This window comes from Streptomyces sp. NBC_01267, from assembly GCF_036241575.1.
In the GTDB taxonomy this organism is placed as follows: Bacteria; Actinomycetota; Actinomycetes; order Streptomycetales; family Streptomycetaceae; genus Streptomyces.
In genome coordinates this window covers 7,064,341-7,079,375 of record NZ_CP108455.1, presented here as the reverse complement: position 1 = coordinate 7,079,375, position 15,035 = coordinate 7,064,341, and the positions used below count along the sequence as shown (strand labels likewise).

General features: G+C 70.5%; 12 protein-coding genes. 6 read left to right on the top strand and 6 right to left on the bottom strand.

All coding sequences use genetic code 11. The features are described from left to right. Nucleotides 1-21 precede the first annotated feature (21 nt). From OG709_RS31750 to OG709_RS31735, 4 genes are all read left to right on the top strand, one after another. Nucleotides 22-1,506, top strand: a complete 1,485-nt coding sequence (locus tag OG709_RS31750; RefSeq protein WP_329168604.1) for a hypothetical protein — start codon at nucleotides 22-24, stop codon at nucleotides 1,504-1,506. Between the two features lie 133 nt (nucleotides 1,507-1,639). Next, the gene (locus OG709_RS31745; RefSeq protein WP_250302874.1) at nucleotides 1,640-2,056 is read left to right on the top strand and encodes an SsgA family sporulation/cell division regulator; all 417 of its coding nucleotides are present in this window, start codon (nucleotides 1,640-1,642) and stop codon (nucleotides 2,054-2,056) included. Nucleotides 2,057-2,329: 273 nt separating this feature from the next. Next, nucleotides 2,330-3,961 (top strand): ABC-F family ATP-binding cassette domain-containing protein, encoded by a 1,632-nt coding sequence (locus OG709_RS31740; RefSeq protein WP_250302872.1) that lies wholly within the window; start codon nucleotides 2,330-2,332, stop codon nucleotides 3,959-3,961. 189 nt (nucleotides 3,962-4,150) lie between these two features. After that, entirely contained in the window at nucleotides 4,151-5,131 is a 981-nt protein-coding gene (locus OG709_RS31735; RefSeq protein WP_250302871.1) for an acyl-ACP desaturase, read from the top strand. Between the two features lie 108 nt (nucleotides 5,132-5,239). On the opposite strand, the gene OG709_RS31730 is transcribed toward OG709_RS31735, so the two are convergent. The 3 genes from OG709_RS31730 to OG709_RS31720 all read right to left on the bottom strand — a co-directional run bounded on the left by OG709_RS31730 (nucleotide 5,240) and on the right by OG709_RS31720 (nucleotide 7,477). After that, the gene (locus OG709_RS31730; protein WP_250302869.1) at nucleotides 5,240-5,485 is read right to left on the bottom strand and encodes a WhiB family transcriptional regulator; all 246 of its coding nucleotides are present in this window, start codon (nucleotides 5,483-5,485) and stop codon (nucleotides 5,240-5,242) included. Nucleotides 5,486-5,552: 67 nt separating this feature from the next. Next, nucleotides 5,553-6,335 (bottom strand): VOC family protein, encoded by a 783-nt coding sequence (locus OG709_RS31725; protein WP_329168600.1) that lies wholly within the window; start codon nucleotides 6,333-6,335, stop codon nucleotides 5,553-5,555. 176 nt (nucleotides 6,336-6,511) lie between these two features. Beyond that, a complete protein-coding gene (locus tag OG709_RS31720; protein WP_250302866.1) occupies nucleotides 6,512-7,477 on the bottom strand; it encodes a multicopper oxidase domain-containing protein in 966 nt (321 codons plus the stop codon). 196 nt (nucleotides 7,478-7,673) lie between these two features. Between OG709_RS31720 and OG709_RS31715 the strand changes: the two genes are divergently transcribed. Both OG709_RS31715 and OG709_RS31710 read left to right on the top strand, forming a co-directional pair. Next, nucleotides 7,674-10,178 (top strand): ThuA domain-containing protein, encoded by a 2,505-nt coding sequence (locus OG709_RS31715; protein ID WP_329168596.1) that lies wholly within the window; start codon nucleotides 7,674-7,676, stop codon nucleotides 10,176-10,178. 59 nt (nucleotides 10,179-10,237) lie between these two features. Then, nucleotides 10,238-12,385 carry an OmpL47-type beta-barrel domain-containing protein gene (locus OG709_RS31710; RefSeq protein WP_329169242.1) on the top strand — a complete coding sequence of 716 codons (2,148 nt, stop codon included), beginning with the start codon at nucleotides 10,238-10,240 and terminating at the stop codon, nucleotides 12,383-12,385. On the opposite strand, the gene OG709_RS31705 is transcribed toward OG709_RS31710, so the two are convergent. The 3 genes from OG709_RS31705 to OG709_RS31695 are packed head-to-tail and all read right to left on the bottom strand — an operon-like array spanning nucleotide 12,372 to nucleotide 15,027. After that, nucleotides 12,372-13,601: a lytic transglycosylase domain-containing protein gene (locus OG709_RS31705; RefSeq protein WP_329168594.1), complete on the bottom strand. Its 1,230-nt coding sequence runs from the start codon at nucleotides 13,599-13,601 to the stop codon at nucleotides 12,372-12,374. The genes OG709_RS31710 and OG709_RS31705 overlap by 14 nt on opposite strands. Nucleotides 13,602-13,656: 55 nt before the next feature. Further along, entirely contained in the window at nucleotides 13,657-14,478 is an 822-nt protein-coding gene (locus OG709_RS31700) for a hypothetical protein (RefSeq protein WP_329168592.1), read from the bottom strand. 24 nt (nucleotides 14,479-14,502) lie between these two features. Then, nucleotides 14,503-15,027: a nuclear transport factor 2 family protein gene (locus OG709_RS31695; RefSeq protein WP_250302859.1), complete on the bottom strand. Its 525-nt coding sequence runs from the start codon at nucleotides 15,025-15,027 to the stop codon at nucleotides 14,503-14,505. Nucleotides 15,028-15,035 lie beyond the last annotated feature (8 nt).

The following is a 15,035-nucleotide window of genomic DNA, read 5'->3' as shown; positions in this document are numbered from 1 at the left end:
TACGGAGGCGGCTGCGGGAAAGTGGACCAATCGCGGCGCACGGCACGGCGTACGGCACGGCTCAGCACCGCCGCGGCCACCGCGGCGCTGACGGCCGCTGCGGCCCTGGGCGTCATGTCTCCGGCCCAGGCAGCCACGGCGTCCCGGCCGGCGTCCCACTCGCGGTCCGGCACGTCGGCGAGCCGCGTCTCCCCCGCGCCACCGGCCGTCCAGGTACGGCGGGGCGGCCCCGCCAGAAGCGTCGCGTTCTCCACGGCCCGCACCGGGGAGGCGGTCCTGACCCTGGACTCCTCGGCGCCCGGGGTCTCCTGGCAGACCAGGGGCAGCGAGTCCGCCGTGGTGTCCGTGTCCACCGACGGCCGGTACACCACCGATGTCGTGATCCCCTCGGGCGAGCCCCTCACCCGTTCCTTCACGCTCGGACATCTGCGCGCCGGGCACCACACCCTGCGTCTCGCCTTCGCGGCCGACCGCTCCCCGGCCGGTGCCACGCGCGCGCTGCTGGGTTCCCTCGCGGTCTCCGTCACCCCCGAGGACACCGACGCCGGTACGGTCCTGCGCAACGCGCCCGTCCTGTACGGCCGGAACATTCCCGCGCTCGGCACGGAGTTCCAGAGCGCCACCACCGACACCCCCCTGGTCATGTGGCACGAGTTCCTTCCCTCGGCCGTGCCCGGCCACCGCGTGCTCCAGTACTCGGTGATCTGGAGCAACGAGGACGGCGGCACCGACTCCCCCGCCCTGATGGCCCGTTGGGGCCGTACCACCGACATCGAGTGGGTCTACCGCACCGAGATCGACGCGCACGGCCGCCGGGTGCCCGGCACCGGCGTCTACCAGGCCCCCGACCATCAAACGCTGCGGTTCGCAGGCGAGTTCGACGGGGGCCGCCCGCTGCTGGAGACCTGTACCTCCAACAACAACATGTGCGACAGCGTCGACGACCCCATGCGGTTCTCGCTCTCCCCGGCGCAGGACCTGCCCGCCGGGCAGCCGCGCGAGCACCTGATGGACACCAACGCCTGGACCTACCCGGTGATGGCCCAGGAGATGGTCCGCGAGGGCAGGACGGAATCGCCCACCGACCCGTCCACCCCCGAGGTCGGCGACCAGCGCGACTACCTCTACATCGCGGTCGCCCACACCGCGGCCCCGGCGGGCGCCACCGGCGACGTCGGCCTCACCGTCGGTGTCCGGCTGCGCGGCGGCGACACGGTGTACCGCTCCGACCACGCCGTACCGACGTCCTCGGTGAACCGCGACGGTACGGCCGCCACCACGGTCGAACTCCCGCCCGGCACCACGGCCGCCGACATCGCGGAGATCACCGCGATCCGCACCCCGGTCGGCGCGAGCGAGGCCACCCTCGACGTCACGGCTGTCACCCGTGCCTTCTTCCTCGGCCGCGACTACCTGCCGACGGCGTCGTTCGCCGACTGGAGCGGGAAGGTCTCCCTGTCGCCCGCCGAGCCGAGCGCGGTGCTGTGGAGGCCGGCCGGAGGGTGACGCACGCCCTCCCCCGGGGTGACGGACGCGGGGTGACGGACGTCACGGCGGCGGCCGGTGCACGGATCGCCGCCGCCGAACGTCTGACTCTTCGAGAGCATCGTCAGCCGAACCCCGAGGAGGGAGCGAGACCTTGCCGTACGTCGTCGAACAAGCCGTCCAGGCTCGCCTGGTCACATCCGCGCCCCGGATGGAGACCGTCCCCACCACTCTGCGCTACGACCGCGAGGACCCCTTCGCCGTCAGCGTGGGCTTCCCTCCGCAGGCCACCCTGGCCGGCATCGAGGTCTGCTGGGCCTTCGCCCGTGAGCTGCTGGCCGCCGGGGTGTCCGGACCGGCCGGTCTCGGAGACGTACGGATCAGGCCGTACGGCTACGACCGGACGGTGCTGGAGTTCCATGCCCGCGAGGGCATCGCGATGGTGCACGTCCACACCGCCGAGCTGCGCCGCTTCCTGGAGAAGACCGAGGCGCTGGTCCCCGCGGGGCGCGAGCACAGCTATCTCGACGTCGACCAGGACGTCGCGGAGCTGCTGCGCGACGCCTGCTGACAGCGGCCTCGTCCCCGGCGGGCGGCACGTGCCGTTTAATCGCTGGCGACGGCCCGGCGCAGGCCGTATCGTGGGCGACGGCCCTGTTGTCGTCGATCGGAGTAGGACGTTGCTCTACTGAGGTCTTGAGACACCGTGACGTGCAGTGATCACACCTGCGCGCACCGCGTGTGACCTCGGTATCCGAGCTGTCCTGCCGGACCAGGGCCTTCTTCATGCCCCGGCGGTGTCTCCACCCGTTGCCCTCCGTTACTTCCAGCAACCGGGAGACCCATGTCTACCCTCCCCACCACCCATATCTCCTGCACCTCCCTCTCCTTCTCCTGGCCGGACGGAACCCCCGTCCTGGACGGATTCCAGCTGGCCGTCGGCCCCGGACGTACCGGCCTCATCGGCCTCAACGGGTCAGGGAAGTCAACCCTGTTGAAACTGATCGCCGGTGAACTCGCCCCGACCGGAGGGGCCGTACGCACCTCCGGCGAGGTCGGATACCTCCCGCAGAATCTGACGCTCGACACCGCCCTGCGCGTGGACCAGGCCCTGGGCATCGCCGGGACACGGGCCGCGCTGCACGCCATCGAGGCGGGCGACGTGGCCGAGGAGCACTTCACGGCGGTCGGCGACGACTGGGACGTGGAGGAGCGCGCGTACGCCGTACTCGGCCAGCTCGGGCTCGGCTCCATCGGCCTGGACCGGACCGTCGGCGAGGTCTCGGGCGGGGAGTCCGTCCTGCTCAGGCTGGCGGCGCTGCTGCTGAACAGGCCGGACGTCCTGCTGCTCGACGAGCCGACCAACAACCTCGATCTGCACGCCCGCCGACGGCTGTACGGGGCGGTCGACGCCTGGTCGGGCCTCATGGTCGTCGTCAGTCACGACCGTGAACTCCTCGAACGCGTCGACCAGATCGCCGATCTGCGCGACGGGGAGGTCCACTGGTACGGCGGAGCCCTGTCCGCGTACGAGGAGGCCCTCGCCGTGGAACAGGAGGCCGCCGAGCGCATGGTCCGGGTCGCCGAGGCCGACGTGCAGAAGCAGAAGCGCGAACTGGCCGAGGCCCAGGTGAAGTTGGCCCGGCGCAAGCGGTACGGGCAGAAGATGTGGGACAGCAAGCGTGAGCCCAAGATCGTGATGGGCGCGCGCAAACGCGCCGCGCAGGAATCCGCGGGCAAGCACCGCATCATGCACGCCGAGAAGCTCGACGAGGCGAAGGAGCGCCTCAACGACGCCGCGGACGCGGTGCGGGACGACGACGAGATCCGGATCGAGCTGCCGCACACGGTCGTGCATCCCGGCCGGGGCGTGCTGACTCTGCGTGATCTCCGGCTGCCTTACGGGAGCGGGATCGACGGCGAGTTCACCGTGCACGGCCCGGAGCGGATCGCCCTGACCGGGCGCAACGGATCGGGGAAGACGACGCTGCTGCGGACCCTGGCCGGGCAGCTGGAGCCGGTCTCCGGCGAGGCGGTGACACATGTCCCGATGCGGTTCCTGCCGCAGCGCCTCGACGTGCTCGACGACGGGCTGAGCGTCGTGGAGAACGTGGCACGCAACGCGCCGGAGGCGACCAACAATCTGATCCGGGCGCGGCTCGCCCGCTTCCTGTTCAAGGGGGCCCGCGCCGATCAGCCGGCCGGAACACTGTCGGGCGGCGAGCGCTTCCGCGCGGCACTGGCCGCGCTGCTGCTCGCGGAGCCCGCGCCGCAGCTGCTGATGCTGGACGAGCCGACGAACAATCTGGACATGGCGAGCGTGCGCCAGCTGACGGCCGCCCTGGACGCGTACGAGGGGGCACTGATCGTGGCCAGTCACGACCTGCCGTTCCTGGAGTCGATCGGGATCACCCGGTGGCTCACGCTCGGCGGGAGCGGGGAGGACGGGGAGGGCGCCGTGGGGCCTTTCCGGTGAACATCACAGGAGCCGGAACGTGCGAACGCTGAGTGACCTGGCTCTCCGTGTGCCCGCATGACCTGCGCACATAGCGGTCTGTACGGGCGCATATCGGAAGCGGGGGTTGGCGGGGCCTTACTGCCGCCTTAACCTACGGATACGTAACCTACGAATCCGTAGGTACCACTCCCGTCCCCAGGAGCACCCGTGACGATCACCTCTCCCCACCTCGGCAGTTCGGACGCGTGGACCGACGCCCGACTGCTGTATGCGCTGGAAGAGGTGGTGGAGAAGGAACTCAACCGCCATCTCAAGGTCGCCAAGGACTGGATGCCGCACGAGTACGTTCCGTTCAGCGACGGCCGTAACTTCCCGGGCCTGTTCGAGGACGGAAAGGCCTGGGAGCCGGAGCAGTCCAAGGTCACGGACATCGGCAAGGTCGCACTGGTCGTCAATCTGCTGACCGAGGACAATCTCCCCAGCTACCACCACGAGATCGCTTCGCTCTTCGGGCGCGACGGCGCCTGGGGCACCTGGGTGCACCGCTGGACCGCGGAGGAGGGGCGGCACGGCATCGTGATGCGCGACTACCTGCTGACCTCGCGCGCCGTGGACCCGGACAAGCTGGAGCAGTTCCGGATGGCGCACATGGCGGAGGGCTTCGAGTCGGACAACCGTCACTCGATGCTGCACTCGGTCGCGTACGTCGCCTTCCAGGAGCTGGCCACCCGGGTCTCGCACCGCAACACCGGCCACCAGTCGGGCGACCCGGTGTGCGACCGGATGCTGGCGCGGATCGCGACCGACGAGAACCTGCACATGGTCTTCTACCGCAACCTGCTGGGCGCGGCCTTCGAGATCGCTCCCGATCTCACCATGCAGGCGGTGCGCGACGTCGTCGTCAATTTCCGGATGCCCGGTCACGGGATGCCCGGCTTCGAGCGGGCCGCCGCGCAGATGGCGATCGGCGAGATCTACAACATGCGGATCCACCACGACGACGTGCTCCAGCCCGTGCTGCGCTACCTGAAGGTCCTGGACATCGACGGGCTCGGCCCGGAGGGGCTCAAGGCGCAGGAAGAGCTGGGGATGTACATGGGGGGCCTGGACTCCGAGGCCGCCAAGTTCGACGAGAAGCTCGCGGCCCGCAAGGCGCGGATGGCGGCGCGCGCCGCCGCCGCGTCGTAGCCGCGCCGGTCTCGTCACCGCTCCCGTTTCGCAGCCGCCGCCCGGTGGCCGGTGCCGTTGTCGGCGCCGGCCACCGGGCGGCGGCGTCGGGTGTCCGCGGGCGCCGGGTCAGCTCGCCTCGCGTCTGAGGCGGAGCCGCTCCTTCTCGGAGAGGCCGCCCCAGACGCCGAACCGCTCGTCGTTGTCGAGTGCGTATTCCAGGCAGGCCACGCGCTCCTCGCAGATGCCGCAGAGCCGCTTGGCGTCGCGGGTCGAGCTTCCGGGGTCGGGGAAGAAGAACTCCGGCCCCGTCTGGGCGCACAGCGCCCGCTCCTGCCAAGCGAGCTCAGGGGCGTTGCTGATGGTGATCGACATGGGTGACACAGTGCCCGGCAGCGATCAATATCCGTTCAACAAACGATGAACGAGGCTCGCGCCGTGCTCACGCGCCCGCGTCGGCGTCCTTGATCAGCGCGAACTGCGCGCCGTACGGGTCGGTGGCCTTGGCCAGTCGGCCCACGCCCGGCAGGTCGACCGGCTCCATCACCACCGAGCCGCCGAGCTGCTTCGCCCTGGCCACGGTCGCGTCGACATCGTCGACCTCGAAGTACGGCAGCCAGTAACAGCCGTCGGGCGAGTCGGCCCCGGTCTGGACGAAGCCCGCGAAGTTCGCCTCGGGGCCGGTGCCCGCGGGGCTCGCCATCGTGTACGTACCTCCCGGGTACGGCGCCGAGTTGGTGTCCCAGCCGAACACCGCGCGGTAGAACGCCGCCGACGCGGGCACGTCGGTGGTGTACAGCTCGGCCCAGCAGAACGTGCCGGGGGCGTTCACCTCGTCCAGCCCCTTGTGCTCCTCGGGCTGCCAGGTCGAGAAGCGCGCACCTGTCACGTCCGTGAACCCGGACATCCGCCCCAGCGCGGCCACGTCGTGCGGCCCGAACATCGACGCACCGCCCGCGGCCTCCACGGCCTTGACGGTCGCCTCGGAGTCCACGGCGTGGAAGTAGACGGACCAGGAGGGCTTCGCCTGCTCGGCGGGCATCTCCATGGCGGCCCCGACCGCCTTCCCGTCCTGCATGTACATCCCGTAGCCGCCGAACTGGGGCCCTGCCGACCGGAACGTCCAGCCGAACAGCCCGCCGTAGAAGGTGTTGGCCCCCGCGAGATCGGGGGTGGCGAGGTCGATCCAGTTGGGTGAGCCCGCGACGAACGGGATGCTGAGCATGAGTGCTCCTCTGTTGGGGTGCCCGCTGACCTGCTTCCCGAGTCTGGCGGGGCCCGGACGGGGCGGCCCGGCGCGGGCCGCCCGGTGCGTCCGGCCGGGTAGCGCGACGACCCCATTGGCGTACGTGCGGACACTCCGCCCCGACCGCCGGGCCTCCTTACGGTCCGGTGCGCGGGTCAGGCAGGGTGGTGCGGTTCGTAGCCGGGGATCGTTCCGTCCGGTTTGGCCACCAGGAAGAGACCGGCCATCCCCATGTCGGAGTGGCTCTGGACATGGCAGTGGTACATCCAGGCACCCGCGCCGACATGCTCCCCCGCCAGGATCTGGAACCCGAAGGAGTCCGCGGGCCCGACGATCTTCGTATCCACCACCCGGCTCGGATCGTCGGGCCCGGCCAGCATCCCGGTCCGGTTGTCCGCCCAGCGATGACCGTGCATGTGGAACGTGTGGTAGTACTCGCCGTGCGTGATCATGACGATCTCCACCCGGTCACCGACGGTCGCCTTCAGGTCCGGACCGGAGTGCGGCGGCTGGTTGTTGATCGTCATGTCGTTGAAGACGATCGTGAACGTCCGGTCGGGCAGCAGGTCCCCCTTCCTGCGGACCACCACCCCGCCGTAGAGCCCGTTGCGGATGCCGCCGGTGCCGTGATCCGTCCCGACGACATGGTCGTGGTAGTGCCAGTACCCGGCGCTGCCCGCCTGGTAGGTGCCGTCCTTGCGCCTGCCAGGGGCGTGGGTGCGCCAGGTGTACGTACGGGTGCCGCCGGGCTCGACATGGCTCTTGTTGAGCCGGGTGCCGTCGCTCGCCACGTCGTAGTCCACCCCGTGCACATGGAGGCTCGCGTCCACGTCCATGGTGTTCTCGAACTCGATGTGGAGGGTGTCGCCCTCGGTCAGTTCGATCAGCGGCCCCGGGACCGAAGCCTTCCCCTTCTCCAGGCCGTACCCCATCTTCCCGTCCGCCAGCTTCTCGGCGTACAGCTTGACCGTGCGGACCGCCCCGCCGGCCGGGGCCGTCCTCGGAGCGGTCTCCGCCGCGCTCGCGGGTCCGGTGGCCGTGGCGAGGGACAACGATGTCGCGCCCGTCGCGGCGACCGCGCCACCCGCCAGGAGACGCCGGTTGAAGGTACGTCGGTCCATGCCGAACTCCCCACTGCTGTACGGAGATTGACGGGGCACAGGCCGCCCCGGGACGTCCGTACGGTAGCCGGAGGATCCCCGTTTATCCACACCCAGGACAAAGTTCGTGCGATTGCGGTCATAGCTCTTGGCGTGCCGCGCAAAGAGGTCTAGCTTCATCCGCGTTTGCAGTGACCACAGAGGGGTGGGTGAACACATGCAGCACACACCACAGCGACGCGGCTCCGGATCGCGGCGTGGTCTGGTGGCGGCTCTCGCGGCCGGCGCTCTGGGCGCGTCGTTACTCGGCGGACCCTCGGCGGCGGCCCGGCCGATTCCACCGGCCGACGGAGCGCAGGCACGGACCGGCCCGAGGACAACGTTGTCCCTGCCGTCGCCACCCGGCGGCAGCAACGTCAAGGTGCTGGTCTTCCACGGCTCGGCGACCGCGGAGTCGCCGACGGTGGACGCCGGGATCGCGGCCATCGAGAAGATCGGGCAGAGCGGCCCGGCGAACCAGCGGTTCAAGACCGTGGCCTCCGACGACGCCTCCGTCTTCACCTCCGCCAAGAAGCTCGGCACCTACAACGCGGTGGTCTTCCTGACCGGCGGCGGCGACATCCTCGACCCGGAGCAGGAGGCGGGTCTGGAGTCGTACATGGAGGCGGGAGGCGGGTTCCTCGGCATCCACGACGCGGCGCGCACCGAGCCGTACTCGGACTGGTTCACCGGACTGATCGGCGCCCGGCCCGCCGACGGCAGCCCGGCCGCCGTCCAGCGCGCCACGGTCGAGGTCGGCGACCGGGTGCATCCGGCCACCAAGGACCTTCCGCTGGAGTGGAAGCGGCCCGACACCTGGCTGAACTGGAAGACCAATCCGTCCGGCGCCGTCCACACCGTGGCCCGGGTGCGGGAGATCTCGTACAAGCCGGGCGCGAGCGCCAACGGCTGGGACCACCCGGTCTCCTGGTGCCGCGACTACGACGGCGGGCGTTCCTTCTACACCGGGATGGGCGGCACCGCGGACTCCTACAGCGAAGCCGACTTCCGCGACCATCTGCGTGGCGCGCTGCTGTGGACGACCCGGCTGGTGCGGGCCGACTGCAAGGCCACCATCGACGCCAACTACCAGGCGGAACGCGTCACCCGGCCCAACAAGCCGGGCCAGTCCGACCAGATCGGCGAGCCGCACGGGCTGGTCACCGCCCCCGACGGGCGGGTGCTCTACATCGGTCGCGGCGGCGCGGACTCCGATCAGCCCGTGGTCACCGACTGGAACGACCCCGATGTCGGCAAGGGCCAGGGCCAGATCCATGTGTACGACCCGAAGACCAAGAAGGTGACACTCGCCGGCGCGCTGACGGTCTTCGGCAACAAGGGTGGCGGCGACGAGCTGGTCAAGGTCGAGGAGGGACTGCTCGGGATCGAGCTGGACCCGGGGTTCGAGCGGAACGGCTGGGTGTATCTGCACTACACACCCCACTCGCAGCTCGACCGCGACAAGCAGGTCGCCGAACGCCGCGTCTCCCGCTTCACCCTGGACCTGGCGACCGACAAGCTCGACCTGGCGTCGGAGAAGGTACTGCTGAAGTGGCCGGTCCAGGTGCACAGCTGCTGCCACGCGGGCGGTGGGATGGCCTGGGACAGCAAGGGCAATCTCTACATCGCCACCGGTGACAACAACTCCTCCGGATTCAGCGACGGTTACTCCGGCAACAACCCGGAGCCCCACTACAAGGGCCTCTCCTTCGCCGACGCCCGCCGCACCGCGGGCAACACCAACAACCTCAACGGCAAGATCCTGCGCATCCACCCCGAGGCCGACGGGACGTACACCCTGCCCGCCGGCAATCTCTTCACCGGCAAGGAGCAGGACGAGGGCGGTGGCAGGACCCGGGGCGAGATCTACGTCATGGGGGTGCGCAACCCGGCCAGGATCGCCGTCGACCGGAAGACCGACGTGCTGTACGCGGGCTGGGTCGGCCCCGACGCCGGTGAGCCGTCGACGACCTGGGGCCCCGCCAAGTACGACACGTTCGCCGCGATCACCGAGGCGGGCAACCGCGGCTGGCCGTACTGCATGGGCAACAAGCAGCCCTACCGCGACCGCAATCTGCCGGACCCGGACAAGCCGCTGGGCTGGTACGACTGCGATCACCCGAAGAACGAGTCGCCCAACAACGACGGCCTGGTGAACCTGCCGCCCGTCACCGGCAACAACATCTGGTACTCCCCGCAGGGCGGCGGCATCGACTACCCGCGTGACGCCGACGGCATCCCCAGCTACCGGACGGAGGAGGGCAAGCAGCTGATGCCGTGGCTCAAGGGCGGTGGCCAGGCGACCATGAACGGACCGGTCTACCGGTACGACGCCACCAGCACCAGCGAGGGCAAGTGGCCCGCGTACTGGGACGGCAAGTGGTTCGTCGGTGACTTCTACGACGGCGACCAGCCGCGGCACGCGGTGCTCACCGACCCCAGGACCGTCGGCCGGGGCGGCATTCCCACCCATGCCGAGTCCCTGAAGAAGATCATTCCGGTGGGCGAGGGCGGTATCCGCAACCTCATGGACTGGAAGTTCGCACCGGACGGTTCGCTGTACGTCCTCGACTACGGGCGCGGCTTCTTCACCTCGGACGCCGAATCGGCGCTGTGGCGCGTCACTTACAAGGGCGGCGGGCCGACACCGGCCGCCACGGATCTGGCCAGGAAGGCGGAGTGACGGTGAGGCGACGAATTCCCCGGCCGCGCAGCGGGGCGGTGCTGCTGACGGCGCTGCTGATGATCCTCGGGCTGACGTCCACGGCCGCGTACGGCCGTACCGGTGATCAGCGGCGGGCCGCCGCCCAGGTACTCGCCTGGACCGCCGGTGACAGCATCACGGCGTACGCCTCCGCTCCGGCCACCGCGGTGGCGGGACCGGCGACGATCGTCTTCGAGAACAGTGCGGCGACCGGCAACACCACGGGCATGCCGCACACGCTGACCTTCGATGTGTCCGACCCCGCCTACAACCACGACGTCCCGCTGAACATCCTGGCCAACCCGGGTGACGCACAGGGCGGCAAGCACACCGCCGAGGTCACGCTGACCCCCGGCACGTACCGCTACCACTGCACCATTCCGGGCCATACGTCGATGACGGGCCTCCTGGTCGTCACGGACGGCGGGGGCGGTGCGGACACCACGGCGCCGGAGACCTCGGCCACCGTCGAAGGGGAGAAGAACGCCGCGGGCGCGTACATCGGGCAGGCGAAGGTGACGCTCGCCGCGACCGACGCGGACTCCGGTGTCGCCACGGTCGAGTACGCGGACGGCGACGACGCCTGGCAGCCGTACACCACACCGGTCGTGATCAGCACGGTCGGCGACCACACGGTCCGCTACCGGGCCACCGACAAGGCGGGCAACGTGTCCGCCGAGAAGACGGAGAGCTTCACGGTCGCCGCGCCGCCGACGGACGACACGACACCCCCGGAGACCTCGGCAACGGTCAGCGGCGAGCAGGACGCCGACGGCAACTACCTGGGCATGGCCACGGTGACGGTGACCGCGTCCGACACCGGTTCGGGCGTCAACTCCATCGAGTACGCGGTGGATCAGGCCGACTGGACCGCGTACACCGGGCCGGTGATGGTCCATGGGGCCGGCGCCCGGAAGGTGCGGTACCGGGCCACCGACAAGGCCGGAAACGTCGCGGCGGAGAAGGCGGCCGAGTTCACCGTGGTCGCCCCGCCCACCGAGGACACGACCCCGCCGGTGACCACGGCGGTGGTCGGCGGGAGGACCAACTCCGACGGCGCGTACGTCACCAGCGCCGAGGTGACGGTCACCGCGACGGACACCGGGTCGGGGGTGGACAGGGTCGAGTACTCCCTCGACGGCGGCCCCTACCTCGCGTACACCGCGCCCGTCCTCGTCGACCGGGTGGGCCGGCACACCTTCGCGCACCGGGCCACCGACAGGGCGGGCAACACCTCGGACGCCGGGCAGCAGGTGTTCACCGTCGCCGAGGGCGGCGGCGTCCCCGCCCCCAACTGCCCGGAGTACGACGAGCGGTTGACGGTCATCGTGGGCACGGTCGACACCGGCGTGCCGAACCGGATGACCCGCAGCCGCTGCACCGTCAACGAACTGATCGAGGACGAGAAGGAGTGGACGTCCCAGGCCCTCTTCCTCAAGCACGTCGACAAGGTGCTCGGCGCTCTCCTCGGTGAAGGGGTGATCGACGCACGCGAGCAGAAGAGGATCGCCAGGGCGGCCAGGCAGTCGGGCATCGGCAAGCCGGGACAGACCGCGGGTTACCACACCATCCTCGACGGCACCCGGAAGTCCTTCGACCAGTGGGAGCAGGTGGGCGGCGGGAAGTTCGCCCTGAACGCCGACGGGTCGATCACCAGCTCCACCACCGTGGAGGGCATGGGGATGCTCTGGTACCCGCAGCGGAAGTACGACAACTTCTCGCTGAAGCTGCAGTGGCGCGACGACGCCCCGGACGCGGGCAACGCCAACGGCGGGGTCTTCGTACGGTTCCCCTGGGTGCACGACAACCCGGAGGAGCCGCGGCCCGAGTGGGCTGCCATCAAGTACGGGCACGAGATCCAGATCCTCGACAAGCCCGACGGCGACATGTACAAGACGGGCTCGGTCTACGGTTTCGACCGGGTGGGCCTGGGCGGTGCGGGCGTCACACCGAAGGGCACCTGGAACGACTACGAGATCCGGGTGGTGGACCAGCACTACTCGATCCTGCGCAACGGTGTCCTGATCAATGAGTTCGACAACGTGGGCGGGCAGGAGTTCTCCCCGGCCCGCGCGGACGACCCGGGGACCGACGGCCGGCGCTTCGCCTCCGGCTACGTCGGGCTCCAGGTCCACTCCACGTCGGACGTGATCTCGTACCGCGACATCCGCGTCAAGGAGCTGTAGCTCCCTCCACCGGTGTGTCCCCCTCTCCCGGGAGGGGGACACAGCCGTCCCCGGGGGATCCGCTCCGGGACGGGTCGGCGGAGGGCGACGCGGACCCGGAGGGCGTCGGGCAGTCCGGCGGGGTGCTGCTGGGATCGGGGGACGGGGAGTCGGACGGCGGGCCCGACGAGGGGTCGGAGGTGGGAGGCCCGCCCGGTTCGTCCGACGGACTGCCGGACGGCGTCGGCGTGGTGCCGCCCGTGGGCGTGCCACCACCGGAAGCACCGCCGGACGGGCTGGGCGACGCGCTGTGGGACGGCGCGGGACCGATGACGATCCCGCCACCGCCCTTGCCGTGGCCGTTCTTGTCCGGTCCGCCCTTGCCCGGCTTCCCTCCGGGGTCCGACTCACTGCCCGCACCCGGGCTGGTGGGCAGCACCCCTTCGCCGTCGGGTACCTCGTGCGTCCCGTTCCGGTAGAAGGACAGCCAGGAGCGCACCAGCCGCAGATAGGCGTCCGAGTGGTTGTAGCTGAGGACCGCACTGTCCAGCCCCGCCCCCGTCGCCAGGTCCCTGCCGCCCGCGCAGAGGTAGCGTCCGGCGGCGAGCGCCGCGTCGAAGACGTTGTTGGGGTCCTTCTTGCCGTCGCCGTTCCCGTCCTGGTCCCAGGTGGCCCAGGTCGACGGGATGAACTGCATCGGGCCGACCGCACGGTCGTACCTGGTGTCCCCGTCGTACGCGCCGTGGTCGGTGTCGGGGATGTGCGCGAAGCCCGCGCCGTTCAGCACCGGGCCGAGGATCGGGGAGAGCGTGGTGCCGTGCGCGTCGACCGCACCACCCCGGGCCTGCCCGGATTCGACCTTGCCGATCGCGGCGAGCAGTTCCCACGGCAGATGGCAGCCGGGGTCGCTGCGGTGCAGCCGCGCCTCGGCCGAGCGGTAGGCGGCGAGGACGGTGGCCGGGATCCCCGACTGCTGCTGGACAGCCCCCGCGCCGGCGGCGTCGACCGGGTTGCCCGGCGGCGGCGGAGTGATCAGCGGCGGAATCTCGGTGTGGTACGAGTTGTCCGTGGGTCCGTCCACCTGCGCGGTGGTCTCGCCCACGGGTAACGGTCCCTTCGGGTGCGGAACCTGGTGGTGGACGAATCCGGGCGCCTGGGAGGCGGTGAGCGCTGCCATGGCCACCGCCGCGACGGCCGTACCGCCGAGTCCCCGCCGCATCCGCCGTACGTGCCTCATACGCCGCTCCCTCATCGAATTGTCCGGGTCGTCGGGCCCACCTGACGCAACGGGCTCATCGCGTGAAGGTGTCGATGTTCGAGATCTTCCAACTGCCGCCCCCACGCACCGCGTCGACGGCGAACATCGCGGCGGCGTACGTCGTCCGGTCCTTCTTCGCCGCGGTGTCGGTGTTGCTCTGATCGGCGAAGAGCAGCACCCGCGCGCGGGAGCCGTCGATCAGTTCCACTCCGCTCGCGGTCACGGTGGTGGTGAGCACGAGTTTCTGTTTCGCCGCCTGCGCGCGCACGGCAGCCAGCATGGTCTTGTGCTGCTGGACCGCCTTGCCGGTGAGGAGGGTCGCCGCGGCCCGGTCGGCCTTGCCGGTATCGGCGTAGTTGTAGGAGAAGAGCGCGTCGACCGCGCTGGTGACCTGGCCCTTCACCTCGGTCGTACGGGCGACGTCGGTCAGCGCGGAGTTGCCGGCCGCGGAGTCGTCGTGCAGGTCGGACGCCTGGGTTCCCGCGTACGCCGCGAATCCGCCGAGCAGCACGGTGAGGACGCCGAGCACGGCGGGCAGCCAGGTGCTCCTGCGGGAGGTCTTCGGGGAGTGCGCCTTCTCGGCGTCCGGCCCGCCCGAGTCCGGCCCGTCGGCGTCCAGTTCGTCGGCGTGCGACTCGTCGGCGTCCAGCACGTCGGCGTGCGACTCGTCGGCTTCCAGTGCGTCGGCGTCCGGCTCGTCGGGCAGCGGTTCCTCCCCCGACGGCCTCTTCGTGGGCGGGTCCTGCGCGGACGGATCCTGCGCGGGCCGCTCCTCTTCCCCCCGGGGCTTGACGCGCACCGGCGTCACAGCTGCCAGCCGCCGCTGCCTGTTGATGAGGTGACGGGTCGTCGACATGTCGTTCTCAGCTCCTGTCCGAGATCAGCCGGCGGTGTTGCCGACGGGCGCCTGGCCGAGTGCGCTGAGCTTCCAGCCCCCGGAGGTACGGGTGAGCTCCCCGAGCAGTCGGCTCTCCTTCTCCGAAGGCTTGCCCTTCGGAGCGGTCACGGTGATCCGCAGCGCCACCATCACGCTGGCCTTCCCCGTGCGGGCGTCCAGTTCGGTGACCGCACCGGACAGCACCTTCGCCGTGGAGACCGTCCGGGCCTCCTTGATCTGCTTCTCGAACTCCGTTCGCCCATTGGTCAGTTGCTGGTGGAGATCCCCGGTGGTCGAGTTCTCCCACGCGTCCAGCCCGCTCGCCACCTTCCGGTGGTCCAGGGTGTTCATGTTCTGTACGGCCTGCTCCCCCGCCGCGAGGACACTGTCCCGGGTCCGCGCGTAGGCGGCGGAGTCGTCGTGTGCCGCCGCGTACCAGGACCAGCCGCCCCAGGCCGCCGCGCCCGCGGCCAGCAGCGCCAGCGCCAGCGCCACTGCGGTCAGCGGGTTTCTTACCGTGCTCAGCATGTGCGTCT